At 44.7% G+C, this 23,936-nt stretch carries 23 protein-coding genes and 1 tRNA gene; 7 read left to right on the top strand and 17 right to left on the bottom strand.

Annotation, left to right across the window (positions count from 1 at the left end; all coding sequences use genetic code 11):
- Nucleotides 1-170 precede the first annotated feature (170 nt).
- Nucleotides 171-734 carry a recombinase family protein gene (locus tag ACOJR9_RS11920; protein WP_198814964.1) on the bottom strand — a complete coding sequence of 188 codons (564 nt, stop codon included), beginning with the start codon at nucleotides 732-734 and terminating at the stop codon, nucleotides 171-173.
- Between the two features lie 425 nt (nucleotides 735-1,159).
- On the opposite strand from ACOJR9_RS11920, the gene ACOJR9_RS11925 reads away from it, so the two are divergent.
- Nucleotides 1,160-1,900 carry a hypothetical protein gene (locus ACOJR9_RS11925; RefSeq protein WP_420933186.1) on the top strand — a complete coding sequence of 247 codons (741 nt, stop codon included), beginning with the start codon at nucleotides 1,160-1,162 and terminating at the stop codon, nucleotides 1,898-1,900.
- A gap of 97 nt (nucleotides 1,901-1,997) precedes the next feature.
- Here the strand turns inward: ACOJR9_RS11925 and ACOJR9_RS11930 are convergent, their stop codons facing one another.
- The 4 genes from ACOJR9_RS11930 to dcd all read right to left on the bottom strand — a co-directional run bounded on the left by ACOJR9_RS11930 (nucleotide 1,998) and on the right by dcd (nucleotide 5,856).
- On the bottom strand, nucleotides 1,998-3,356 hold the full coding sequence (locus ACOJR9_RS11930) for a tyrosine-type recombinase/integrase (RefSeq protein ID WP_420933187.1): 1,359 nt from the start codon (nucleotides 3,354-3,356) through the stop codon (nucleotides 1,998-2,000).
- Between the two features lie 159 nt (nucleotides 3,357-3,515).
- Nucleotides 3,516-3,592: transfer RNA gene (locus tag ACOJR9_RS11935), tRNA-Pro, on the bottom strand.
- A gap of 104 nt (nucleotides 3,593-3,696) precedes the next feature.
- The gene (locus ACOJR9_RS11940; protein ID WP_420933188.1) at nucleotides 3,697-5,148 is read right to left on the bottom strand and encodes an SLC13 family permease; all 1,452 of its coding nucleotides are present in this window, start codon (nucleotides 5,146-5,148) and stop codon (nucleotides 3,697-3,699) included.
- 114 nt (nucleotides 5,149-5,262) lie between these two features.
- Nucleotides 5,263-5,856: a dCTP deaminase gene (dcd, locus tag ACOJR9_RS11945; RefSeq protein ID WP_420933189.1), complete on the bottom strand. Its 594-nt coding sequence runs from the start codon at nucleotides 5,854-5,856 to the stop codon at nucleotides 5,263-5,265.
- A 179-nt stretch (nucleotides 5,857-6,035) separates the two neighbouring features.
- Here dcd and ACOJR9_RS11950 point away from each other — a divergent pair, with 179 nt between their 5' ends.
- Nucleotides 6,036-6,884 carry an EamA family transporter gene (locus ACOJR9_RS11950; protein WP_420936119.1) on the top strand — a complete coding sequence of 283 codons (849 nt, stop codon included), beginning with the start codon at nucleotides 6,036-6,038 and terminating at the stop codon, nucleotides 6,882-6,884.
- 55 nt (nucleotides 6,885-6,939) lie between these two features.
- On the opposite strand, the gene apbC is transcribed toward ACOJR9_RS11950, so the two are convergent.
- Nucleotides 6,940-8,055 carry an iron-sulfur cluster carrier protein ApbC gene (gene apbC / locus ACOJR9_RS11955; RefSeq protein ID WP_420933190.1) on the bottom strand — a complete coding sequence of 372 codons (1,116 nt, stop codon included), beginning with the start codon at nucleotides 8,053-8,055 and terminating at the stop codon, nucleotides 6,940-6,942.
- A gap of 108 nt (nucleotides 8,056-8,163) precedes the next feature.
- Between apbC and metG the strand changes: the two genes are divergently transcribed.
- Nucleotides 8,164-10,191, top strand: coding sequence for a methionine--tRNA ligase (gene metG, locus ACOJR9_RS11960; protein ID WP_420933191.1), 2,028 nt, complete (start codon nucleotides 8,164-8,166; stop codon nucleotides 10,189-10,191).
- A gap of 72 nt (nucleotides 10,192-10,263) precedes the next feature.
- Here the strand turns inward: metG and ACOJR9_RS11965 are convergent, their stop codons facing one another.
- Entirely contained in the window at nucleotides 10,264-11,094 is an 831-nt protein-coding gene (locus ACOJR9_RS11965; RefSeq protein ID WP_420933192.1) for a class I SAM-dependent methyltransferase, read from the bottom strand.
- Between the two features lie 85 nt (nucleotides 11,095-11,179).
- On the opposite strand from ACOJR9_RS11965, the gene gloB reads away from it, so the two are divergent.
- From gloB to ACOJR9_RS11985, 4 genes are all read left to right on the top strand, one after another.
- Nucleotides 11,180-11,971 (top strand): hydroxyacylglutathione hydrolase, encoded by a 792-nt coding sequence (gene gloB, locus ACOJR9_RS11970; protein ID WP_420933193.1) that lies wholly within the window; start codon nucleotides 11,180-11,182, stop codon nucleotides 11,969-11,971.
- A gap of 65 nt (nucleotides 11,972-12,036) precedes the next feature.
- On the top strand, nucleotides 12,037-13,701 hold the full coding sequence (locus ACOJR9_RS11975; RefSeq protein WP_420933194.1) for a LysM peptidoglycan-binding domain-containing protein: 1,665 nt from the start codon (nucleotides 12,037-12,039) through the stop codon (nucleotides 13,699-13,701).
- Between the two features lie 4 nt (nucleotides 13,702-13,705).
- Nucleotides 13,706-14,755, top strand: a complete 1,050-nt coding sequence (locus tag ACOJR9_RS11980) for an ion transporter (protein WP_420933195.1) — start codon at nucleotides 13,706-13,708, stop codon at nucleotides 14,753-14,755.
- A gap of 67 nt (nucleotides 14,756-14,822) precedes the next feature.
- A complete protein-coding gene (locus tag ACOJR9_RS11985) occupies nucleotides 14,823-15,293 on the top strand; it encodes an FKBP-type peptidyl-prolyl cis-trans isomerase (RefSeq protein WP_420933196.1) in 471 nt (156 codons plus the stop codon).
- 186 nt (nucleotides 15,294-15,479) lie between these two features.
- Here the strand turns inward: ACOJR9_RS11985 and ACOJR9_RS11990 are convergent, their stop codons facing one another.
- From ACOJR9_RS11990 to ACOJR9_RS12035, 10 genes are all read right to left on the bottom strand, one after another.
- Nucleotides 15,480-16,127: a hypothetical protein gene (locus ACOJR9_RS11990; protein WP_420933197.1), complete on the bottom strand. Its 648-nt coding sequence runs from the start codon at nucleotides 16,125-16,127 to the stop codon at nucleotides 15,480-15,482.
- A complete protein-coding gene (locus ACOJR9_RS11995) occupies nucleotides 16,124-16,933 on the bottom strand; it encodes an SDR family oxidoreductase (protein ID WP_420933198.1) in 810 nt (269 codons plus the stop codon). Before ACOJR9_RS11995 ends, ACOJR9_RS11990 begins: the two co-directional genes overlap by 4 nt.
- The gene (locus ACOJR9_RS12000; RefSeq protein ID WP_420933199.1) at nucleotides 16,933-17,604 is read right to left on the bottom strand and encodes a TenA family transcriptional regulator; all 672 of its coding nucleotides are present in this window, start codon (nucleotides 17,602-17,604) and stop codon (nucleotides 16,933-16,935) included. The genes ACOJR9_RS11995 and ACOJR9_RS12000 overlap by 1 nt, the downstream gene beginning before the upstream one ends.
- Before the next feature lie 13 nt (nucleotides 17,605-17,617).
- On the bottom strand, nucleotides 17,618-19,078 hold the full coding sequence (locus ACOJR9_RS12005; RefSeq protein ID WP_420933200.1) for an AMP-binding protein: 1,461 nt from the start codon (nucleotides 19,076-19,078) through the stop codon (nucleotides 17,618-17,620).
- Nucleotides 19,075-19,773: a thermostable hemolysin gene (locus tag ACOJR9_RS12010; protein ID WP_420933201.1), complete on the bottom strand. Its 699-nt coding sequence runs from the start codon at nucleotides 19,771-19,773 to the stop codon at nucleotides 19,075-19,077. The genes ACOJR9_RS12005 and ACOJR9_RS12010 overlap by 4 nt, the downstream gene beginning before the upstream one ends.
- 111 nt (nucleotides 19,774-19,884) lie before the next feature.
- Complete coding sequence (locus ACOJR9_RS12015; protein ID WP_420936120.1) at nucleotides 19,885-20,562, bottom strand: hypothetical protein; 678 nt, start codon at nucleotides 20,560-20,562, stop codon at nucleotides 19,885-19,887.
- 98 nt (nucleotides 20,563-20,660) lie between these two features.
- Nucleotides 20,661-21,422 (bottom strand): hypothetical protein, encoded by a 762-nt coding sequence (locus tag ACOJR9_RS12020; protein WP_420933202.1) that lies wholly within the window; start codon nucleotides 21,420-21,422, stop codon nucleotides 20,661-20,663.
- Entirely contained in the window at nucleotides 21,415-21,786 is a 372-nt protein-coding gene (locus ACOJR9_RS12025) for a cupredoxin domain-containing protein (RefSeq protein ID WP_420933203.1), read from the bottom strand. The genes ACOJR9_RS12020 and ACOJR9_RS12025 overlap by 8 nt, the downstream gene beginning before the upstream one ends.
- Nucleotides 21,787-21,806: 20 nt before the next feature.
- The gene (locus tag ACOJR9_RS12030) at nucleotides 21,807-23,072 is read right to left on the bottom strand and encodes an ATP-binding protein (protein ID WP_420936121.1); all 1,266 of its coding nucleotides are present in this window, start codon (nucleotides 23,070-23,072) and stop codon (nucleotides 21,807-21,809) included.
- 36 nt (nucleotides 23,073-23,108) lie between these two features.
- Nucleotides 23,109-23,777: a response regulator gene (locus tag ACOJR9_RS12035; RefSeq protein ID WP_420933204.1), complete on the bottom strand. Its 669-nt coding sequence runs from the start codon at nucleotides 23,775-23,777 to the stop codon at nucleotides 23,109-23,111.
- Nucleotides 23,778-23,936 lie beyond the last annotated feature (159 nt).

A 23,936-nucleotide genomic window follows, 5' to 3' on the forward strand; every position in this document is an offset into this window, starting at 1 on the left:
TTTCTAGGCGTGACTAATGCGATTACATTAGGTGAGATAACTCGATCTGAGAGGGCTTTACAGAGCCTCAAACAGTTAAGCGTGAGACTCCTAATGATAGTGCTGAAGATGTCTTGTAGAGGAGTAGCAGACCACACGAACTATAAGTTTCAGTGATCGAATTACATAGATTAATTACTCTGGTTTATGAACTCATTGATTATCTTATGCACCGCTCCCTTACTACAGCTTAATTCTTCAGCAATCTTAGCCATGCTCAAGCCTTCCTCTCGTAGCTGGTGGACTCTCTCACGGTCTACAGACTTCTTACGCCCAAACTTAACGCCTTTCTCTTGCGCCTTAGCGATACCTTCCATCTGTCTTTCGTAGCGTAAAGACAACTCGAACTCAGCTACAGCAGCAATCATGTGGAACATTAGCTTACCGTGTGGTGTTGTCGTGTCGATGCCTTGGTCAATCACAATGAGACCTACTCCTTTATCATCGAGTAACTTCGAGATATTCGCTAGGTCAGCCACAGAACGACCTAAACGGTCTAACTTGGTCACAACAATAGCTTCACCTTCACGCACGTAATCAAGCATCTTCTCTAGTTCTGGACGGTCTGCTGTTTTACCTGAGCGCTTCTCTTGGTAAATCTTTGTGCAGCCTTTCGCCTTCAATGCGTCTAGCTGAACGTCTAGCTTCTGGCCTGTGGTTGATACTCGTGCGTAACCGATAAGTTGACCTGTCATGATTAAATCCATCCTGTTCAATAATGTCTAAAGGTTATGTGGACGATATATTAATGAACGGAATTTGAACGGTCAATAGCTTTGTTAATTATCTTTTACTTTGGTGGACGGTTACGAAACCTGATACTTCCAGTCTCGTAATCTCCTGAAATTTTCGGAGTTAGCAAACAGTAACCATAGAGCAATTTTGCGCTTTGCCTTTGACAGCCACCAGCAGAGCCTGTGCGATGTCTTCGTGTTTGGTCAAGATGAACTTGTGACTGGCTTGAAGATTGTCTTAGCGGTGTTCCTGTGGTGTGTAGAGGCACCCTATGGGGGGAGTTGAGGCTTCATCATTGTCGAATTGGCCTCTCAGATTTTTGTGGTGAAAAGTTTTGGTCAGACCTGTAGACTACTGCATCAACATAACGCACACGGACGGCACGATGACAGTCTCAGACAAACGAGAAAAACTATCTGGAGAACTAGAAAGCTCGATTAAGCATATACGCTTTTGGATATTTGGAGGCGTGAGTGTCTTAGTATTATCTTACTTTGGTCTACGTTTGTATAAGGATATACCGTTTACATACGATGCATCTATATGGGGCGCTGTAGGTGATTTCTTCGGTGGAATACTGAACCCTTTCTTTTCAATTCTTACAATTTACTTATTGGTCAAGTCACTCCGTCTACAAAGCCAAGAACTCAGTGAAGCCACCGAGCAATTGTCACAGACGAGAACTATACACTCCCATTCTCTACTTTATGAATCTACTAAGAAAGTGTTCGAGCGTAGAGCAGAAACAATAAACTTACTTCCTAATTTAGAGAAATACTCACTGAGCACTAAGATTACTTCTGGTGGTATCCCTGATATTGTAGGCATCCTGTGTAACATTGATAAGATTAAAGAAATTACTCTTGACGAGGAGGCGGAGCTAAAGCTAATACACTTACTCGCCAACCTAGACTTAGAGCTAATAGATTTCTCTCAGGCTGGACTAGACCTACTCAATATGGACGTACCTTCGTATGTTATCAGAGACACTCTGAATCAAGTTCATCCTACAATCCATATCATCAATAATAACCTCGCACACTTGGGGTATGAGAAACACATCGAGAAGGGCTTTTCTATGTATTCCCGACTTTTCGAAAAAGCAGGCATTACATTCATTATGTAACTAGCACCCTGTGCACTGCGTGAAATCTGACGGTAAACTAATAGTCTGCCCTTGTTTCATTCACGTAGCATTGCCTATCTATTAACCACTTATCTAATCATGTTAACATCTTCAAGCAGTCAGCTTCATGTATCCTCTCGACATACTGCCACAGTTCGTCTTTGTTCTTATACTTACTATACAAGTTATACGTCAAGGACAACTGCTTGTGCCCTGCTAGTTTCGTAGCGATGTCTTCGGGACAACCCACCTGCTCTAGCGCTGTCGCGAAATGGCCTCTGAACGAGTGTAAGCCTGTCTTGTAGCCTTCCACCTTAGCGAACCCTTTAGTTATCTTACCGAACTTCGACGAGATACTGTTAGCGGCACCTTCAGCACCTATTACAGCCTCACCGATCTCAGGGAACAACCAAGGGCTATCTCCTGCCCTCTCTAAGACCTGAAGCACAAGAGGCTTAATAGCTGGTGATACAGGCACAATGCGTTGAGCGTTAACTGTCTTACCCTCTCGTACCTCAAAGAACAAGCGTCCATCCACATCAACGAACTGCTCCTTCTGAGCCAGTGCTAGTTCACTTAGTCGTGTACCAAGAAACGGCAATAAACGAGGTAGCATGTGTAAGGCATACGGATAAGCCCAAGTCGATGTATTGAGCTTCTCGAAGTCAGTCTCAGCGAGAATGTGAGCCAGTTCTTCATCAGTGAAGTTACGGTAGTGTTCAGGCTTACTTTTCTTCTTGCTTGCTTCAACCTTACAGTTAAGCCAAGGGTTACCGCCTTGAGCCTTCTCACGACTTAAAGCCCATCGCCAGAGTTCTTGTAGCTTGGACTTGTAGTGTGTAACGGTGTTAGCTGATTTACCTGAACTCAGTAATCCATCAATGAACATTTGAGCCTGACCAGAGCTTACATTAGCTGGTAACTCGTCACGACCTAGGAACACTACAAGCGCCTTAACGTATGTAGCCATAGCTGAGACATACTTAGCGTTCTTCTTGTCCTCTGCCCAATGAGACCATTCTTCTGCAACCTCTTTGATTGTCGGTTGAAACTCTGAAGGAATATCTCCAGACATAGCAGCCTTCCAAGCGGCCTGAACTGCTGGATTAGCTTTGTCCTCTGGATTCTCAATGACAACTTCAAGGTCAGCTTCTTCCATCGGGTGATGGTCTGCACCCTCAACTTTCTCACCTTCACGCTCTACGCGTTCCTTTCTCCACGGTGTGTAGTAGTGAAAGAACTTAGCCTTGTCTGAGTCACCTCGTTTGACGTGTGCTAGTTGCATATCAATCTCAGCGTTAATCGCGTTACGCTTTAAGATTGCTTCGTGATAGCTGTGAGTGTTGAGAGAGTGTTGTATGTAACTCGACTTGTACTTGTCTTTGAGTAGTACAGGAGTCTTTCGACGATACAACCACAAGCCTGAATCTTGTCTTTTGAGATATTTCTTATCCATCGCTTAAACCATTGCTCAAATAAACAACAATAGAAACTAAAAGTGACCCGATAGGTGACCCTGTTGGTGACCCAGTTAGGTTGCTTAGTTCGTTAATTCGTGGATATTTTTAGAGAGGAAATGCTTGTATGTCAAGCCACTCAAGGGTGAGAGAGAAGTTGGTCGGTGTGAGAGGATTTGAACCTCCGACCCCTGACACCCCATGACAGTGCGCTACCAAGCTGCGCCACACACCGACCGAAAGAGCGTGTAAGTCTACTCAAAATAATCAACAATGCAACGACAATTAGCAATTAAGGTACTCAAGCGCTCAATTGCTAACCAGTTCTTAAAAAATCAACTATGCCAGCGTGATATAACACACTACGGTAACCACTATCGCCACAATTACGTTTAGCACAAAGCCCTCTCGGGCCATGGTTTTTATATCAAATTTTTCTGTTGAGTACGCAATGGCATTGGGCGCTGTCGCGACGGGCAACATGAACGCACAACTTGCGCTTATGGCGGCGGGGATCATGAGTAGTTTGGGGTCTACGCCTACGGCAATGCCCGCAGCGGCCAATATGGGCATTAACAAGGTTGATGTGGCGGTATTCGAAGTGATTTCTGTTAAAAAAGTCACGAATAAGCAAATAGCTAAGATCAATAGTAAGATAGGTAAGCTTGAAAGTCCCGTCAACCAGGTGCCCATAAGAACGCTAAGTCCCGAAGCCATAAAGGCTTTGGCGATGCAAATACCGCCAGCAAAAAGCAGTAGCATTCCCCAAGGAATATCGTTTGCTGTTTTCCAATCTAACAACTTATCTCGATTACCTTTTGCATCTACTTGCTCACAATCATTACCGCTATTAGTTAAGAACATAGCCGCGACACCGGCTACTGCAATAGTGCTGTCGCTGATGGTGGTAACCCCGAGCCAAGCAGTCCAAAATGGTCGAAAAATCCACGCCATGGCAACAGTGCCAAAGATTGCTAACACTCGCTTTTCTGCTTGAGACCACTCACCGGGCATAGGCAGGTCTATTTTGCCCACCACACTAATACCACGGGCAAGCCACAATGCCATAACAGGAACCGCAACAATGACAATGGGAATACCTGTTTTCATCCAATCGATGAAGCTGTACTCAATACCCTGAGTTTCTTCATAAACACTCATGAAAATGATATTTGGTGGTGTGCCTATTGGTGTGCCTACCCCGCCAACGCTCGCAGAATACGCAATACCTAAAATAAGCGCCACGCCAAAGCGAGGATTATCTACCGCGTTAACAATGGCAATCGCCATTGGCAACATCATTAAAATGGTAGCGGTATTACTTATCCACATGCTCAGTACCGCAGTGGTTATCATAAAGCCTAAAATTAGCTTCATAGGGCTTCCACTGCCGGTTAGCCGCAGCATATAAATAGCAAAGCGCTTATGAAGATTGGCTCGCTCTAGCGATTTTGAGAGCATGAACGCCGCCATTAGCAACATGATAACGTGACTGCCAAGGGATGATGCCGCCTCGCTATGAGACAGCACACCGAATAATGGGAATAGTGCAAAAGGCAGTAATGAGGTTGCTGGAATTGGCAGTGCTTCAGTTACCCACAAAATAGCTACAAATAGGGTAATGGCTGCGGTAAACACGATATCTTTAGGCTGACCAACAAACCATAGTGCCAAGCCAATGACACTAGCGATGACAAACGCCAGTAAAATAATGGCGTTTTTGGATGTGGGCTTTTTATTAGGGGGAATATTTTTGTGTGGCGTATTTTCTTTTTGAGACTGAGTGTCCATTGCGCTTCCCATTTACCTGTCGCATTTATAATTACTTTTATTCGCTCTTATAATTTCTACCAGTAAATGACGGGAAACGCACTACCCTTTACTACTTTGATCGTTAATTTCGACTTACTTATGTTGGTCGTCAGAGGTTATACGACTTGCAATAGCGCCATCTTGGCCTTTATATTTTGCATCAACTCTTGCGTTGTAAGGCTTTTCCGCTGGACTAGACAATACTTCAAAACTTATCGCACCAATTTTCATACCTGGGCGCAGCGCTAAAGGCAATTTACCGCTATTGTAAAACTCAAGTACGATATTGCCAGACCAACCGGGGTCAATTCTGTGCGCTGTTACATGCACCATCAGTCCTAATCTAGCCAGTGAAGAACGACCGTCTAACCAGCCCACAATATTATCGGGCAAAGTAACCGACTCAAGGGTAACAGCAAGTGCTAATTCTTTAGGATGGAGGAAAAATGCCTTGCCATCTTCCAGCTCAATCTCGTCGCTCATAACGTGATCGAGTGCTTCTTGAACCTCAACTTTTGGGCCGCTTAAATCAATGTATGGCGCTTGATGCTCTTCAAACACTCTAAACTTATTCCCTAAACGAATATCTACCGTTACGCCACTAATTTGATCGTAATGTGGCGTCGGGTCGATAACAATCTTCCCTTCTTGTAAATATTGATTTATGTCGCGGTCACACAAACGCATGATGTCTTCCTCATTTCATTTGCTGGCTATTATGCGTATGTCGTGCGGTCCAATCAACTGCTAGAGAGCTTGTTTTGTACAGTTTTCTCAATCTCAACTTTTTAAACTTTAAGTAAATAAGCATGTTGCCATCTTTATCGTATTGGCTATCATTGCGTTTTCACTCTCCGACACCCTTTATGTCTGTCATTAGTCGACACTATTTTATCGCCATAACCTGTGTACTCGTCGCCATGATCACCATTCAATCTGGCGCCTCTTTGGCAAAGCAATTGTTTCAGCAAGTAGGCGTGCTAGGCACAATAACTTACAGAGTTGGCTTTGCTGCTCTTATACTGTGTTTCGTTTTTAAGCCGTGGCGCAATAGGCCTGAACAGCTTAAATCCATTATTATTTACGGCTTGTGTTTAGGTGGAATGAACACCGCTTTTTATTTTGCTATCGAGCGTATTCCTATTGGCATAGCCGTGGCGTTAGAATTTGTTGGTCCCTTATTGGTTGCTATTCTTTCATCTAAAAAAAGAGTGGATTTCTTGTGGGCGGCAATGGCGATAGTGGGTCTCATCTTATTACTCCCCGACCTCAGAGCAACCAACGGGCTTGATCCACTGGGCTTTGTTTTGGCACTTAGCGCAGGAGCTTGCTGGGCGGGTTATATTTTATTTGGCAAAAGAACGGGGGAGAATGGCTCCTCGGGTGCAATCGTGGCGCTAGGCATGCTTGTTGCCGCCGTTGCAATAGTACCGTTTGGTATTGCAATTCACTTTGATGAATTAGTTAATGTTGCGCTTATTCCTGCTGGAATAGGTATTGCTTTGTTATCCAGCGCCTTACCCTACAGCCTAGAGATGATTGCGCTCAGAAAAATGCCGTATCAAAGCTTCAGTATTTTAATGAGTGTTGAGCCTGCCATTGCCGCACTAGCCGGCTTTATTATACTAGGCGAGCTATTAACCCTGTGGCACTGGATGGCTATCGCTTTGGTAATAAGCGCGTCGGTTGGCACTGCAGTAACCCACAACAGGTAATGCGAGCAAATAAAACCCACAAAGAGAAGCCACTTAGCTGAAACAATGAGCTTGTTTAATTACCTACTATGCCTATTTGATCGCCCTTTATGTGTTTCTTCCCATTTTTTCGAGGTGCTAGCGTAAGGGCTAATTGCATTGATAGCGCCCGTGCGGCCTCTTGATAACTTGCTGATATTGGGCTGTCTGGCGAACTTATGAGCAAGGGCGTTCCGGCGTCGCCATGCTCGCGAATGTGAATATCAAGGGGTAACTGTCCGAGCAGTGGCAAACCGTGGCGTTCGGCTAACGCTTCTCCTCCGTCTTTTGAAAATACATAGTCTTTGGTTCCACATGCCCGGCATTGGTAGTAACTCATGTTCTCTATAAGTCCAAGCACCGGCACGTTGACTTTTTCAAACATGCTAATGCCTTTTTGCGCATCGGCTAACGCGAGGTCTTGGGGAGTGGTAACAATGACGGCAGCAGTAAGTGGCACCTGCTGCGCCATGGTTAACTGAATATCTCCCGTGCCTGGCGGCATATCAACAATGAGATAATCGAGCACCGGCCACAGTGTTTCGTTTAATAATTGCGTTAGGGCTCGACTTGCCATAGGGCCCCGCCACACAGCCGCATCGTCTTGTGGAACCAAGTACCCAATAGAGTTTGCCACCAATCCGTGTGCCATTAACGGCTGCATGTGTTTATTGTCTTCGCTTTCTGGGTGCGCTGAGGTATTACCAAGCATAATAGGAATAGACGGCCCGTATATATCGGCATCTAAAATGCCCACGTTGGCGCCTTCTTTCATAAGGGCAAAGGCAAGGTTAATACTGGTGGTAGACTTCCCTACTCCGCCTTTACCGCTGGCAACCGCAATAATATTTTTAATGTTAGTGATTGGCGGCAACGCCGTTTGCTGGCTTGTTATCTCGGTTGAAAAAGACAGCTGCGACTGAGTTAACGCATGCTTTGAATCCGCTTTTAATTTAGCAAGCACCAAATCGCTTAGCACGGGTAACTGGCTATCGATACAAAATGGCAATGTGACATGCACGCCCTCGGCGCTGCCATCGGTAGACGTTGCTTTACACCAAGAAGCTGTTTCGGCTACATCCATACTGAAATAGCTGGCTAAAATAGCAGCAACCTGTTGGGTTACCGGTTCGGCTTTGCGAGAAAAGAACATAAATTGCCCTACAACCTAAAGATTTGTTTGAATTACGTAATGCAAAAAACGCGGTTTTCCGCTAGTATTTGCAGCCATTTTGAAACGCAAAGAATCAATAACGTCATTATGTCAGAAAAACGCCGAATTCTGGTAACCAGTGCGTTGCCATACGCAAATGGCTCTATTCATTTAGGGCACTTGCTTGAACATATTCAAACAGACATCTGGACCCGTTTTCAGCGACTTCGCGGAAACGAATGTTACAGTGTTTGTGCCGATGATGCACATGGCACACCGGTTATGCTTAAAGCGCAAGAGCTGGGTATTACACCAGAAGAAATGGTTGCCCGCACCCGCGCTGAGCATCACCAAGACCTCATTGACTTCCATGTGGATTACGACAACTACTATGTAACCCATTCACCGGAAAACAAGGCATTTTGTGAAGAGATTTATTCTCGCCTTGATAACGCAGGTTACATTAGTAAACGCGTGATCAATCAGCTTTTTGATCCTGAAAAAGAAATGTTTCTTCCAGATCGTTTCGTAAAGGGCACATGCCCAAGCTGCGGTGCAGAAGATCAAAACGGCGATAGCTGTGATGTATGTGGTGCTACCTATAGCCCTACAGAAGTGAAGAACCCGCGCAGCGTGGTATCTGGCGCTACGCCAGTACTGAAAGAATCTGAGCATTTCTTTTTCGACTTACCTAAGTTCGAAGACATGTTAAAAACATGGATACGCTCTGGTGCACTGCAAGAAGAAATGGCTAACAAGCTGCAAGAATGGTTTACAGAAGGCCTTCAGCAGTGGGATATCAGCCGCGACGCTCCTTATTTTGGCTTTGAAATTCCTGGCGCGCCAAACAAGTTTTTCTACGTGTGGGTTGACGCCCCCGTTGGCTACATGGCCAGCTTTAAAAACTTCTGCGACCAAAATAGCCTTGAGTTTGATGATTTCTGGAAGGCCGATTCTACTGCCGAGCTATATCACTTTATCGGAAAAGACATTACCTACTTCCACTGCCTATTCTGGCCCGCCATGCTTGAAGGCGCTGGATACCGCAAGCCTACTGGGGTTAACATCCACGGGTTTGTTACGGTAAATGGCGCGAAAATGTCTAAGTCTCGCGGTACCTTTATTAAAGGCCGTACCTACCTAGACCATTTAAACCCAGAATATTTACGTTATTACTTTGCGTCTAAGCTAAGTGATGGGGTAACGGATATCGACCTTAATTTCACCGACTTTGCGCAGAAAGTAAATTCTGACCTTGTTGGTAAGGTTGTTAACATTGCAAGCCGCTGCGCTAGCTTTATTACTAAGCGCTTCGACGGTAAGTTATCAGACAACGTGATTGAGCCAGAGCTTATTGCTGAATTTCAAAACGCCGCTGATGGCATTGCCGAGCAGTTTGAAAAGCGTCGCTATCACCAAGCAATACGCGAGATAATGGCCCTAGCAGACAAGGCAAACCAGTTTATTGATAACAATGCGCCTTGGGTAACGATAAAAGACGAAGCTAAGCAGCAGTTTACCCACGATGTGTGCTCGCTGGGCATTAATATGTTCCGCCTGTTAACGATTTACTTAAAGCCGGTGCTGCCTATTTTAGCGGAAAAAGCAGAAAGCTTTTTGAATGACGAATTTAACTGGGCTTCGCTACAAACAGTACTGACAGGCCACGCCATCAATAAATTTAAACCTATGATGCAGCGCGTAGAAATGGAGAAAATTGACGCCATGATTGACGACTCAAAAGAAAGCTTAGCGCCGCAACAGCCTGCTATCGCACCTGATAGTCCACTAGCGAAAGATCCTATTAGCGATACTATCTCGTTTGAAGATTTTGCAAAAATTGATCTTCGTATTGCGCGCATCGCTAATGCAGAGCATGTTGAAAATGCAGATAAACTGCTGCGTTTAGAGCTAGATTTAGGCGGCGAAACCAAGCAAGTGTTTGCCGGTATTAAGTCAGCCTATGCACCAGAAGCGTTAATTGGTAAGCACACTGTGATGGTGGCGAATTTGGCCCCTCGCAAAATGCGCTTCGGTTTAAGCGAAGGAATGGTACTTGCCGCAGGACCTGGTGGCGACGACCTTTATATTCTAGAGCCTCATGAAGGTGCTAAACCTGGAATGCGCGTTAAGTAACCACAACGTGTTGTTGTAACCTTGCAACTACACACGCTAAAAAGCCACGGTTAGACAACTACAATGCAGTTGCTACACGTGGCTTTTTTGTTTTTGTGATGTGGTGCGCGCACTTGCTCCCACGGCAGAAAACTGGGGTTTTAATGCCCGCTTTGGCCTAATGGCCGTCATGGGGAATACGCGTTTCTTAGCCAGAATGACATACACTGCACTACACCAGGGAAAATACGACGATAAATAGTGCTGAAGCTTGGCCGCTCCCTCCCAACGCTGCTGAAAAAATAACGTGGAAAAAAGAATTTGCCGCTGCTCTATTACTTCAAACCCTAGAAGGTGAAGCCAGTCTTTCATTCTGTAGGTAGTAAAAAAACGAGCGTCGTGCAAGATATTATCGCGCTTTACAGGTAGGTACTTGGCTACGCCAGCTAAGCTAAGTGGGTTAAAGCCGCTGATAATAATATGTCCGTCTTGGGTGATTACCCTGTCTACTTCACGCAAAATTTCGTGAGGATCTTGGGCAAAATCGAGTTCGTTAGCCAGCAATAGCCCATCAATACTGTTCTCTGAAAACGGCAGTTTATGAGCGTGGCCTATAACGAAATTTTCGTTGGCACAAAGCGTTCTTTCGCTATCGTCACCATTCGCAACAGACCTATACATGTCATCTTTAGCCCGTTCGCTAAAGGTAAAGTCGGGGGTGTGATTAATGCGATGATGAATTGGACTATCGTTTAGCTGAATTTGCGCGCTTAAGTTGCCCAGCTTTACAAAGTGGTAGCCAAAGATACGCTGTGCGTATTCGTTGCAAACCAGCTCAACCGCCAACTTAATGTTTTCTCCTGCGGGGAATTCATCCCAGCTACCGGGATAGCGCGGTGGCTTTGACCTAAACGCTGTTTTCATTATCACTTCACACGCTCTTCGGTTGCTCTGTAAACCACATGCCCCTATAGTAACGCATTATTGAAGCTAAACAAGCAGGTGTATTATGCGCATCGACACATTGCCTTCGGGCATAACCGTTCATCCAATTCCCGCGTTTACTGACAATTATATATGGTGTATCCATAATGGTAAAAACGCGGTTGTTGTAGACCCAGGCGATGCAGAGCCAGTGTTAAAATATATGGCCAAACACGCATTAAACTTAGCTGCCGTTCTTATTACCCATCACCATCGCGACCACACAGGTGGCATTGCCAAATTGGTCTCGGCTTTTGCAGATTTACCCGTAATAGGCCCAAGAGGCGGACATATAAGAGGGCTGACAAAGACCGTAGCGCAAGGCGATACGGTAGCCCTGCCGGTTGTAGATATGTCGTTTCAAGTCATGGAAGTACCGGGGCATACCCTCGACCACATCGCGTTTTTTGGTCATGGTGCATTGTTTTGCGGCGATACCCTGTTTTCAGCGGGGTGTGGCCGACTATTCGAAGGTACGCCAGAGCAAATGCTGCATTCACTCAATAAGCTCAAGCGCCTGCCCGATAACACTAAGGTATATTGTACTCACGAATACACGCAGGCGAATGTGAACTTTGCCCTCGCGGTAGAGCCTAACAACAGCGAATTGCAAGACTACGATGCTTGGGTAAAAACGAAGCGTTCTCACGACGAGCCGACCTTGCCAAGCACATTAGACGAACAAAAGCAGATAAACCCTTTTCTTCGTTCACATGAGGCTTCTGTAAAGGAGGCTGCACAGCGTTTTGCTGATGCTGAGCTGACGGATGATGCCGCTGTTTTCGCCACTGTTAGACGTTGGAAAGATGGGTTTTAGTGAATATATTTGCCATTTAGCGTAGTATTACCCCCTTGCAGTACTCAAAGAGGTTTCTTCATAATATGCAGTCGAAGTTGTTCCCACTTGCGTCCCTTCTATTGGCGTTAGGTCTTTCAGGTTGTCAGTTAACCGAAAATGAAAGTGAAGATGTAGCCTTAGAGCAGAACGAGAAAGCAGCACTTGAAGCATGTGCTGAAACCTATTTAGGTGAAGAGGACATTGCCGATTGCGAAGTAGCAAGAGACGGTGTAATCGATGTTATCCACCCGAAAGATGATGTATTGGAAGAAACAGCGGAAATTACAGCCCCCGAAGACGCGGAAGTGGCTGCGGTAATTACCGACGTGTGGCAGCGAGCCAGCAACACATTTTCACTGAATATACCGGATGACCGCCGCGTGACTGCGCAGCGAGATTGGTATTTAAAGCACCCAGAATACATGGCCCGCGTGGTAAAACGGGCAAAGCCGTTCTTGTTTTACATTGTTGAAGAAATTGAAAAGCGCGATATGCCAATGGAGTTAGTGTTACTCCCTATTGTAGAAAGCGCCTTCGATCCGTTTGCCTATTCCCATGGCCGCGCCGCAGGAATGTGGCAGTTTATTCCAAGTACAGGCAAACGCTTTGGCATGCCGCAAACGTGGTGGTACGACGGAAGGCGTGATGTAGTAGCCTCTACTCAAGGTGCTCTTGACTACCTTACCTATCTCAACGATATGTTTGATGGCGATTGGCTACATGCGCTAGCAGCGTACAATAGCGGCGAAGGGCGCGTTATGCGCTCAATTCGTGCAAACAAACGTGCAGGCAAGCCCACCGACTTTTGGCATTTAGATTTGCCAAGAGAAACCCGTGCTTACGTGCCTAAGCTTTTAGCCCTTGCGGATATTTTAAAAAATAAAACGGCCTTTGATTACCCGTGGCCAGAAGTTGAAAATGTAGCGGTTATTGAAGTGGTGGATATCGGCTCTCAGGTAGACCTTGCGTTTGCCGCAGAACTCGCTGATATGTCATTGAAGGAGCTTCACGGCCTTAACCCAGGATTTAATCGCTGGGCTACGTCACCGGATGGGCCTCATCGCCTTGTGTTGCCGCTAGAAAAAGCAGTATCGTTTACCCAAGCATTGGCAAAAATAGACAGAAAAGAACGTCTTAATTGGGTGCGTCATACGGTTAAAAGCGGAGACAGCTTGGGGAAAATTGCCAATCAGTACCATACTACTATTAAGGTGATTCAACAGGTTAACGAACTGGATTCTTCAATGATACGCATTGGCCAAGCGATTATGGTGCCTGTTGCCCTTAAAGCGTTAGATGACTATGCCCTATCACAAGAGCAGCGATTAGCGAGTATCCAAAGTAGCAATAAATCGAAGCAAAAGGTTCGCCATACGGTAAAGTCTGGTGATACGTTGTGGGATATCGCTCGTAAATATAAGGTATCGACAAGGCAGCTTGCGAAATGGAACGGTATGGCACCTGGCGATATGTTGCGACCTGGAAAAGCCCTTGTTGTTTGGTTAGAGGGTAAAAGCGACGCTGGTGTTACCAAAAAGGTGACTTACACAGTGCGCAATGGCGACTCGCTCTCTCGAATTGCCAGTAAATTCAATGTTAAAGTAAGTGACATTAGCAAATGGAATAGCCTTAATACGAAGCGCTATTTGCAACCTGGACAAAAACTAAAGCTTTATGTTGACGTTACCAGGCTAACATCTACAGGATAGAGACATGTTAAAAATTAACCGAGAAAACCTGCGAAACAGTCATGAAACGCCTTGGTTAATTTTAGACTTGGTCATGCTGGGTTTGTTATTTATAAACTTAGCATGGCTCATATTTGATGCACTGTACGCTACCAACTTTGTGTATCAGCAGCTCGGTGTATATTTCCCTGCCGTAATCGATACTTACGACCCCATACACAACAACTTTCTACTCGTAGACTTAGTATTTATTGGCATATTTTTTACTGAGTTTTGTCTTCGCTGGGCGGTAGCCATAGTAAGAAAAGAACACCTGCGCTGGTACTTCTTCCCATTTTTGCATTGGTACGATCTTGTTGGGCTTATCCCAACCGGCGGCACCCGTCTGTTTCGCTTTCTCCGCATATTGTCTATTTTGCACCGCCTACACAAATACGAGATTATCGACTTAAATCAAACCGCTATCTTTCGATTCTTTACCTTCTACTACGATGTTTTTGTGGAAGAGCTAAGCGACAGAATAGTAGTAAAAGTGCTAAGCGATGCACAAAAAGACATTTCGGCGGGCTCTCCGCTACTTGATGATATTACCAATCAAGTGTTAGCCCCACGACGCCCTGTTATCACTCAGTGGATGGCAGGTATTATCAATCACCTAGGGCAATCTATAAGCAACGATGAACACGGTGATGTAATAAGAGAGCACGTTCGAAAAAGTGTCGGTAAGGCCGTGCGAGGCAATGCGCAAGTGTCTACGCTCAATTACCTACCTATCATTGGTAAAACCATTGAAAACACACTGGAGGAGTCGGTGACTGACATTGTTACCTCATCTCTAGTTAATTTATTAAGCGATCTAGACTCTGATCGCATTGACCACTTTATTTCTGTGGGTATGCACGACTACACCCCTACGGCTGATGCTCTCGATGAAGAAGTATTGAATGTGGTAAACGAATGCCTAGAACTTGTTAAAGCCCACGTATCGCAACAGCGCTGGAAATCCCATTTGATGGAAAAAGAATCGACCGTGCCCTCCCCTGGTCCGGTTACAAAAGAAAACGATACGTTGTAAAAGATAGGGCGGTAGATTCGCCTTTTTACAACGCTTATTTACAACAACAATTAAAAGAAGATTACTAATGAAGTTTATTATTTTAGCTATTGTGATTGGTTTAGCCATTTTCTTATTTACCCGCCACACGTTAAACAAGAAAGTGGCGACTGAAAACATTGAAGCCGGCAAAGTCTTTCTAGCCGAAAATAAAGCCAATATTGCGATAAAAGAGACACCATCAGGACTTCAATACGAAGTACTTCAAGAAGGGCAAGGTACACAGCACCCTACTGCATCATCAACGGTAAAAGTGCACTACCACGGCACGTTACTTGATGGCACTGTATTTGACAGCTCTGTGGCGCGTGGTGAACCCATTAGCTTTCCACTAAACCGCGTTATTGCCGGCTGGACGGAAGGCGTTCAGCTTATGGTTGAGGGAGATAAATATAAGTTTTTCATCCCATCACACCTAGCCTACGGCGACAGTGCAGCAGGAAAAATAGCACCAGGCTCCACGCTAATATTTGAAGTGGAATTGCTTGAGGTTAAATAGCCTTACCCTACACCATGCAATACTTTATGCCTAAGGCGGGTGTAACGCCGAGTTGGTCTCAGAAAGCTTGAGAATACGTAGTTAGCTCAAGCTTGTAAAAAAGCGCTTGCCATTGTTCATATCTTTGCTCCAGGCAGCGCTTTTTATACGTTGTGTAAAAGGATTTGATGTAGCTAACTGGTGATGTCAGTTCATCTTTGCCTGTATCTTTTCTTTCAATTGCTTAATTTCTGCTTGTCGACCATTATCAGCAAGAAGCCGGTCTGGTCGTGGTGCGGCAGATTCGGCCTTTGCTAAGTACATCATGGCTTTATCGTATTCACGTTCATCAAAAAGATATTCAGCATAAAAAAAGTTAGGGTCGATACCATCAGAATTTAGTGAAAGCGCTTTTGTCAGCAACATTTCGGCTTTTTTATCACTTCCAAATCCAATCGGCCACCCCGGCACTTTATGATATAACACGCCTAAACTCGTCATTGCAGAGCCTTGTAGCGCCGTTTCATCAAGTCGTAGTGCTTTTTCAAAACTTTTCTTCGCCGCCTTTGCGTATTTTAGCGCTCCTATTCCACCCTTGGCACCTGCGGTGGTTGATTGAACGATCCCCAGCCAAATGTATCCTTCCGCCGCCTCAGGTGCTTTTTTAACCAACATCTCCGCCTTACTTGCTAACGTTAACAGGGCGTCGACTTTGTCATCACCTTCTAACTCAGAATAGTTAATTTTGGCCCATTCATGTTGAATAGCCAACAAGCCCTCATTGGCACTACTTGCCATGCTTGCCATACTTAGAATAAGCAACACCGATGCCATTGTAGCGTTTAAAAATCTCATGATAGTTTTTCCTCGTGACGTGATTTCATATAGCGTTGGATAGTGGGAAGCTGCTTTTTAAGTGCTGCATCCACCAAGCTGGGAAACGCACCATTGATTTTTACAAACCATTTCTCTGGAAATCCAAGAAAGCGGCGAGATTGGTTTTTATTAAGCATATCAATAAGTGATTGCGCCACATCGTCAGGGGCATCAACAACATTGCCTAATGCTTGATTCATAGATGTAGCTTTCGCTGAGTTAATTGACGTTTGTGTGGCTCGGGGAGCAAAATAATGAAAATGTAGATTCGTCCCTGCGTACTCTCTTATTAACGATTCCGTCCACCCGCGCAAACCAAACTTAGAGGCGCAATATAAAGAGTGACACGCAAAACCAATACTGCCGAATGTAGAGCCGATATTAATAATGTGAGCGTCAGGTGCGCGCTGTAATAAGGGGATCAGTTTTTGTGTAAGCGTGATAGGAACCACTAGGTTAGTTGTAATTACGGAGTGTACAGCCCATTTCGAAGCGTCGGTAAATGCGCCTGTTTCTGTAATTCCGGCATTATTAATCAGCATCGTGACAGACTTATCGCGACACAGTGCTATCACTTTTTCCATATCGTCGCTCTGCGTCAGGTCGGCACATACAACGGTGTGTTGACCTGGCAAGACTTCTACAAGCTTCCCTAACTTGCTGGTATTTCGTCCTGTGAGTATAAGTGAGACACCAAGGCTTGCTAGCTGTTTGGCGATGGCCTCTCCTATTCCACCCGATGCGCCGGTTAATAGGCACACCTGCTTTTCATAAGCAATGGCCATTACGCTGCCTCCGTAAGCAAGTCAGTACACGACAACGTTCTAAATATATTTGCGTAAAGTTGGAAAAACATTTTGGCAGAGTGGATGATGAGATCTTGTTCAGCTTTATCATCAATTTTATTCATCAGATCTTTAAAAAACACAATATGCTCTTGATCTAACGAACCGTGAGAACGCAGATAGCTAAATGCCGACTTAGGGAGCCCTAGCACATCTTGAATTGATGCCGCAGCATTATCGGCTAAGGCAATACTTGTGCCTTCCAACACAAACACCATACCAAAAAAACACAGCGGATTTTTACGGCGTATTGCATCGAAGGCATAAGACACCATTAAATCTGTCGCCATAGCAGGTGCACTATGTCTTACGCATTCTTTATCAACACCGCAAGCCGCTAAGTCATTTAAAATCCATTCTTGATGGCCCATTTCTTCTTCGATGTACTCACCCACAGCTTCACGCAGCCACTCTTTTCTCTCTGGTAACGCAGCGCCTGTTGCCATTAACAGAGGAACCGTGTGCTTTACATGATGATAAGCTTGGGACAAAAATGCGGTGTAATCGTCTACTGAAATATTGCCTTCAAAGCAGCGACGGATGATAGGCGATGAGGTTAAATAAGCACGTTCGTTTTGTGTTTCTTTTTCAAGTCTTTCAAATAATTTCATGATATACCCTTATTTACGCAACCTTTTGGCTGTTAAATTGACTAATGATGGAATGAAAATGCTTAAGCGCTTGCTCACGACGGAGCTTGCCATTAGCAGTAAGTAACTGTGTATTCTCAGGTAAAGTGTCGAGCGTATGCCATTTGGCGATACGCGCATATTCAGGTAAGGAATGGTTAACAGATGCAATGACTTGTGCAATCTGCTGTGCATTAAGTGTATGGTCTCGTTTAACTAAAATTGCACTGCAGGCTTTTTCTCCTTCACCAACGATTAATGCATATTGAAAGTAGCCTGTTGAGGTGAGCGCGCTCTCAATCCACTCAGGTGAGATATTTCTCCCCAAACTGGTAATAATGAGGTTTTTCTTGCGCCCTTGAATGTGAAAATAGCCATCCTCTTCAGACACCAAGTCACCGGTTTTCACCTCAAAAGGATAAAATGAGTCTGGCTGATTCAAGTAACCAAGAAAGATGTTTCCCTTAACGATAAGTTCGTTATTTTCAATAGATAGTTTGTTATGCCCAAGTGATTCACCGACACTGCCATCGCAATGTTTACCGGGTAAGTTCAACGTATTTACCGATACACCTTCTGAAAGGCCGTATCCCTCAAAAACAGGAAGTCCCAAAGCGCGTGCACTCTCGAGTAAGGAAGGCGCCACATGCGCCCCTCCTACGGCAATAAAGGTAAGTGAGGTTGGCGGTAACCAGCCTTTCTTACAGGCTGAAACAAGTAATAATAATAATTCCGGCACTAAAATAAGCGTTTCTGGCCGATGTTCATTTATTTGAGAGAGCATGGCGTTTGGATTTGTGAGTGCTGCGCCACTAAACCCAAGCTCTGTGCTAGAGGGCAGAACAACACAACCGCCAACTAATAACGGCGCATATACGCCCGCAATATTTTCTAGCAATGTGGGCAATGGCAATAGACATAAATGTTTAACTCGATTTAATGCCACCGCATTCGACAAGCTTTTCGCTACGTTAAGCTGGGAAGTATTCGATAAACAAACCCCTTTAGGCTGGCCGGTAGACCCTGAGGTGAAGGTTATTTTCCCCGTTCCCCGAGGGATACAAGGATGACCATTAGGCTTCACTTTGTAAGCCTGCAGATTGTCAAAGGGACACTCAATTCGGCTTACGCCTTCGTGGTCAGCGTACTCACTTGTGTTGCCGCTATCAGCTATTAATAACCCTATGCCTGCTTCTTTGAATAAGTGGGTACGCTGCTGCTCAGAAAAATAAACGGGTACAGGAACCAGCACTTTATTCGCTTCTTGCGCCGCCAAGTCACAAATAACCCAGTCTGCGCCATTATCAGCCATAAGTGCCACGTTAGTTTCTGGCTGCTGTAATAACCATTCAGAAACCAGGGTTACTTTTGCAACCAATTCCCGATAACACATGCTGCCACCATTATACGCCAGTGCAGTATCATCATTTTGAAATACATGGGGATCTAAAATCATAAATGTGCCTCAAATACGTTTGTTATTTCAGGCAGAAGTGGCGCCATACAATCGAACATGTTTGCCACTGGTTCACTGCCGGCAACGAGTCTCGATACTTCGCGGGTACGAAGTGCCACCACTTGGGGTTTCGTCTCATAGTAAGTTCCCCACTCTTTACCATTATCTGGTACGCAATGCTTTGATGCGTCACATAAATAGGTTAGGGGTAGGCTAATAGCGGTCATTAAATCTCGTAATGATGACGTTGCGGCAAACACAATCACCGAATAATGTAGCTGTTGCAGGCTAAGCGCTGTAAGGAGTAATAACGGTTGTGTAAAACTACCGTTGCGACTGTACAAATTGCCAATTTCGGCAACTTGATTGCGCGCAACATTTAGATTTACTTGCGCCAGCATGTCTTCTATTGGAACCGGCGTGTAAGACTCTACAAACAAGGGAGACGCTGCGCTTCGCGCGCCTAACGCAGCAAAAGGCTTACTGCCACCTACACCCAGTAATACAGGCATAAAATGTTGAAGCGTAGCGTGGTAAGAACGGGCAAAACCATGAGTAATAAGGCGTTGAAGCTCGCCGCGTTGCAATGATTCTTCAACACCAATAAATAGCTGAGCAAGCGTATTGCGAGGATAAATGTGCTTAACGCAACGAGCACTAAAACGACTTTCGGATGATAATTCTGTACTTAACATAAACAACCACTCTGCTAACTGTTAAGTACGATTATGAGATAGGAATATTAAGCCAAACTTAAGACCTAATACTATTTTCAATTTATTTAAAATATTTTGTCACTGCGCGTATCAGAACTCGTATTCTAACACCATACGTAGGGTATGGTCTTTATTGTCACCATTTAGCCCAGCGATAAAGCCCAGCTCCCACTTTAGTTGCTTTTGTCCATCAAATCGACGAATTCCCATAAATGCAGGGCCTACGCCAAGAAAGTCCTCTGCGGCATAGAGCTCTATTGCAGGCTGAATTTCAGGTATCCAGCGATAGCGATATTTCATTTTAAACTCACCCTCGAATTCGTTTTTAATGGTTTCGCCCCACTCGTAAACTAAGGTTACATTAGTAGTAAGGGAAAAACGTCCGAATTCTTTTTCAGTCAAAATACCGCTTTTTATTTCCCAATCGTTTCTATCATTTTGCTTTTCCAGTTCAAACAACAATCCCCAATCTGCCCAGTATTGTCCTTGATCTGTGAGCATGTACCGTAACTCAAGCTCATAGGAGGCAACCGAAAAGTCATCGTTATCGTCTCTACTTCCCACCACATAAAGCTCTAAAATAGAGCGTTCAGACAGTGCGTGCCCCGCAGATATTCGCTGCATTAATAGGTTGCCTTCGTCGTTTTGGCGAGATGTCAGACGCCACTCAAACTCACGTTCAAAAGGCAGTACGTAGGGATGATAAACTTTATCTACCACAAAATTATCTGCCATTATCGAGCCACACAGACTGAAAGAAAGCATCATTAAAAGCGACAGCGTTCTCCCCAACTTTATGAAATATTTAACGGATTTGTTCATTGCACAACTCATCGCAAATCGAATAGCACTTTCAATAATTTTTTTCATAGTGATGGTGCCTCGTATTTTTCCCTACCTGTGTTTTTACGAAACACAAACGCAGATAAAATAGGCAGAAAAAACGCAACCAAATAAGCGGTCAAATAAGCACCACTGGGTGTCGCCTCATAGCCAAACAAAACATTGAGCAAATGACCGTACTCGCTTCCATCTGTCACCCATGTTGAGGAATTCCAAAGTCTTGCAGACACATCGAGATAGTCGATTTGTTCTAATAGAGTGACAATGCCGGCAAACTGCCCGGCACAAAACACGCACAGAATAATCAGCTTAGGTAGTGAGTATCTAATTGAACTAACCATCGCGTGAAGCAGTAAGCTCAAACTCAAACTAATACCTAGCCCAATGATGCTGCCCATTATCAGGCTCATATCTGTTTGCTCATTCGACCAATAAGCAACCGAATAAATGAGAAAGTGAATGGCATTGGCTGAGGTAATGGCCACCACGAGAAATACTGCCCACAAATTTGCTCTTCGATGTTGGGCCACTACATCTCTGGCAAAAAAGCACACCATCATCAATTCAAAAAGCAGTAGAGCGACTTTAATAAGTTCAAGCCCAGCACCGTCTGCTATTGTTGCCAGCGAAGAAAGATTGACATACCAACCGCAGGCAAACAAAAGTCCAACAAAGATCCCTCCACCTAGATGAAGCAGTCGTATCCCGGACTGACCTAACAGCAAACTCACTAGCAAAAATATGGGTAAGGTGTCGCGAATAAACAAAATAACAGAGTTAATCATGGGCCTTCCCCTCGCTAGTACCGTCAATAGCGCTGTCAGCACCGTTGGTGACTATCACTTTGCCTACTGCAGAGTTAGGATGGTACTCACCAAAAAAACCATACTCACCAGCGGGTAATGGGCCAATAAAGATAACCCCTCGACTTTGACCAAAAATCACTTTCTCTCGATTCAAATCAAAGCTGTCAATTTCTTCTGGTGTACTATCATGATTAATAAACACTAAGCGTACTTTTTGCCCTTCAGGCACAGTAACGATTTGAGGAATAAAAAGATGATTTCGAATCTCAATAACCGCTTCAGGCAGCGCGGCCTTTGCATTGCAGCACACCAGTACATTCAGTAGAAACCAAGAAAGTAGCACCAAACACCTTGAAAAAGACGTCATTCAACATCACTCAGATTCGGTAGCGTTACTTTAACCCGTAAGCCCCCTATTGGCGCGGTGTCTAATTCTATCCTGCCCTTGTGCATGGTCACAATCTGCCCCACGATAGCAAGCCCCAGTCCACTACCTGTAGATTTGTACTTGTCTTGATGTTGGTCACGATAAAAACGCTTCAAGACATTTTCTCGCTCTGATGCGTCAATACCCGGCCCTGAATCATCTACACATATCACAGTGTTTTTTTCATTTTGTGAAACCGATACCTTGATGACCGCCTCGCTAGGTGAGTATGCGCAGGCATTCGCAATGAGGTTCTGTAATAGCGTGTACAGCGTAAATTCCGTACTCATTAAAATAGCAGCTTCACCCTCAAGGCCTATTTCTTGTTGTTTATCATCAATTTTGCTGTACAGGTCGGTAATAACTCTCTGAGCTATGGCAACAACATCTACTCTGCCGAGCTGCATCTTAAATAACTCAGGACTGGTGCGACTGAGCAGCAATATCTGGTTAACAACGTGAATCATTCTGTCCGTATCTTTTTGAATATTTTGTAAGGCGTCTTTTTTCTCTGTCATCGACTCAGCAAGGTTGTGAAGGTTTATCTTCATCACACTTAATGGCGTTCTTAATTCATGTGCTGCATTGGATGCAAACTGTTGTTCTCGCTCAAACGCACTGTTAAGCCTTGCAAACATGGTGTTCAGCGTATTCATTACCGGCATCATCTCTGTGGGAATTGACGAGAGCGTCACCGGAGACAAATCCTTCCCTTTTCTAACTGACAGTTTATTTGATAATACTTTTAACGGCGATAGACCCCGAGTAACAACCAATAGTATAACAATAGCGAGTAGTGGCACTGCGTAAAGAAATGGCGTGATTGCTGATATCGTTAACGACTCCGTTAACAACACGCGATGGTGCAGAGGCTGAGCAACTATGATAGTAAGCTCGCCATCAATAGGTTGCTTAAAAACTCGCCATCGTTGCCCGCTAAAATTCTGGTCTGAGAATCCATCATTAAAACGGGCAATGGGTAAACGCTCCGAAAGGCCGCTGTGTGAAACAAGCTTTTCTCCTCGCCATATTTGAAAAGCAAGTTCATTCGCTTTTAATTCGCTTGTTGATTTTCCTTCACTTAACGCTAACGCGTGCAATACACTTTTTAATTCATTATCCATCAAGGATGCAGACACAGACATGGCCGAGCGGTATCCATGTATAGCCGCATTAAAGATGATGAGTATCAATGAACTCACCAGTATAAGAGTGAGGAATCGCCTAATCGATCTCAATTATTTGTTCTCTACCTGCGGTATTGAATAGCCAACGCCGCGAATGGTTTTAATAAACTTATCAGGTAATTTTTTACGCAGATGATGAATGTGAACCTCAATGGTGTTACTTGCCACTTCTTCACCCCATTCATACAAACGCGACTCGAGTTTTTGCTTAGACTGAATACGCCCTGCGTTTTCCATCAGCGCTTTCAACAACATTAACTCGCGCCGTGGAAGGGCAACCAAGGCGTCGCCAACAGAAAGTTCTAATGTTTGCGTGTTGAGAGACACTCGCCCTACAGAGACAAGCGACGTGGCGGCTGTCCCCTGCCTGCGCTCAATAACTCTCAAACGAGCAAGCAGTTCGTCCATTTCAAAGGGCTTTGGCAGATAATCGTCGGCCCCCGCGTCTAGACCTAATATTTTATCAGTGATTTTATCTCTGGCAGTTAGAATGATGACAGGCATAGACTTATTTCTTTGGCGAATAGACTTTAGCACGTCTAGCCCGTCCATATCGGGTAGGCCTAAATCTAGGACAATTAAGTCGGTTTGATCATCAAGCACTGCGTTAAGGGCATCTTTGCCACGAAAAACGCAATCAACAGCATGATTAGCTGCACGAAGAGAGTGTGATAGGGCGTCAGACAAAGGCTTATCATCTTCAACAAGGAGAATTCGCATAGTGCTCTGTTTACTGCTTTTTTTTAAAGTATAACACCCAAAACTTAAGGCTGTCTTAAGGAACGCTAGGCGATACTCACCGAAAACGAACAAAAAAACCTGCTAAATAGCAGGCTTTCATACTTAAATTCGTGTACCCCTTATCATGCGTTGAGCACA

It is taken from the genome of Alteromonas ulvae, assembly GCF_048987005.1.
Lineage (GTDB): Bacteria > Pseudomonadota > Gammaproteobacteria > Enterobacterales > Alteromonadaceae > Alteromonas.

Bases quoted from the DNA above. Each gene is read 5' to 3' on its own strand.
- ACOJR9_RS11920 (WP_198814964.1), bottom strand. From the start codon at position 734: ATGACAGGTCAACTTATCGGTTACGCACGAGTATCAACCACAGGCCAG.
- ACOJR9_RS11925 (WP_420933186.1), top strand. From the start codon at position 1,160: ATGACAGTCTCAGACAAACGAGAAAAACTATCTGGAGAACTAGAAAGC.
- ACOJR9_RS11930 (WP_420933187.1), bottom strand. From the start codon at position 3,356: ATGGATAAGAAATATCTCAAAAGACAAGATTCAGGCTTGTGGTTGTAT.
- ACOJR9_RS11940 (WP_420933188.1), bottom strand. From the start codon at position 5,148: ATGGACACTCAGTCTCAAAAAGAAAATACGCCACACAAAAATATTCCC.
- dcd (WP_420933189.1), bottom strand. From the start codon at position 5,856: ATGCGTTTGTGTGACCGCGACATAAATCAATATTTACAAGAAGGGAAG.
- ACOJR9_RS11950 (WP_420936119.1), top strand. From the start codon at position 6,036: ATGTCTGTCATTAGTCGACACTATTTTATCGCCATAACCTGTGTACTC.
- apbC (WP_420933190.1), bottom strand. From the start codon at position 8,055: ATGTTCTTTTCTCGCAAAGCCGAACCGGTAACCCAACAGGTTGCTGCT.
- metG (WP_420933191.1), top strand. From the start codon at position 8,164: ATGTCAGAAAAACGCCGAATTCTGGTAACCAGTGCGTTGCCATACGCA.
- ACOJR9_RS11965 (WP_420933192.1), bottom strand. From the start codon at position 11,094: ATGAAAACAGCGTTTAGGTCAAAGCCACCGCGCTATCCCGGTAGCTGG.
- gloB (WP_420933193.1), top strand. From the start codon at position 11,180: ATGCGCATCGACACATTGCCTTCGGGCATAACCGTTCATCCAATTCCC.
- ACOJR9_RS11975 (WP_420933194.1), top strand. From the start codon at position 12,037: ATGCAGTCGAAGTTGTTCCCACTTGCGTCCCTTCTATTGGCGTTAGGT.
- ACOJR9_RS11980 (WP_420933195.1), top strand. From the start codon at position 13,706: ATGTTAAAAATTAACCGAGAAAACCTGCGAAACAGTCATGAAACGCCT.
- ACOJR9_RS11985 (WP_420933196.1), top strand. From the start codon at position 14,823: ATGAAGTTTATTATTTTAGCTATTGTGATTGGTTTAGCCATTTTCTTA.
- ACOJR9_RS11990 (WP_420933197.1), bottom strand. From the start codon at position 16,127: ATGAGATTTTTAAACGCTACAATGGCATCGGTGTTGCTTATTCTAAGT.
- ACOJR9_RS11995 (WP_420933198.1), bottom strand. From the start codon at position 16,933: ATGGCCATTGCTTATGAAAAGCAGGTGTGCCTATTAACCGGCGCATCG.
- ACOJR9_RS12000 (WP_420933199.1), bottom strand. From the start codon at position 17,604: ATGAAATTATTTGAAAGACTTGAAAAAGAAACACAAAACGAACGTGCT.
- ACOJR9_RS12005 (WP_420933200.1), bottom strand. From the start codon at position 19,078: ATGATTTTAGATCCCCATGTATTTCAAAATGATGATACTGCACTGGCG.
- ACOJR9_RS12010 (WP_420933201.1), bottom strand. From the start codon at position 19,773: ATGTTAAGTACAGAATTATCATCCGAAAGTCGTTTTAGTGCTCGTTGC.
- ACOJR9_RS12015 (WP_420936120.1), bottom strand. From the start codon at position 20,562: ATGATGCTTTCTTTCAGTCTGTGTGGCTCGATAATGGCAGATAATTTT.
- ACOJR9_RS12020 (WP_420933202.1), bottom strand. From the start codon at position 21,422: ATGATTAACTCTGTTATTTTGTTTATTCGCGACACCTTACCCATATTT.
- ACOJR9_RS12035 (WP_420933204.1), bottom strand. From the start codon at position 23,777: ATGCGAATTCTCCTTGTTGAAGATGATAAGCCTTTGTCTGACGCCCTA.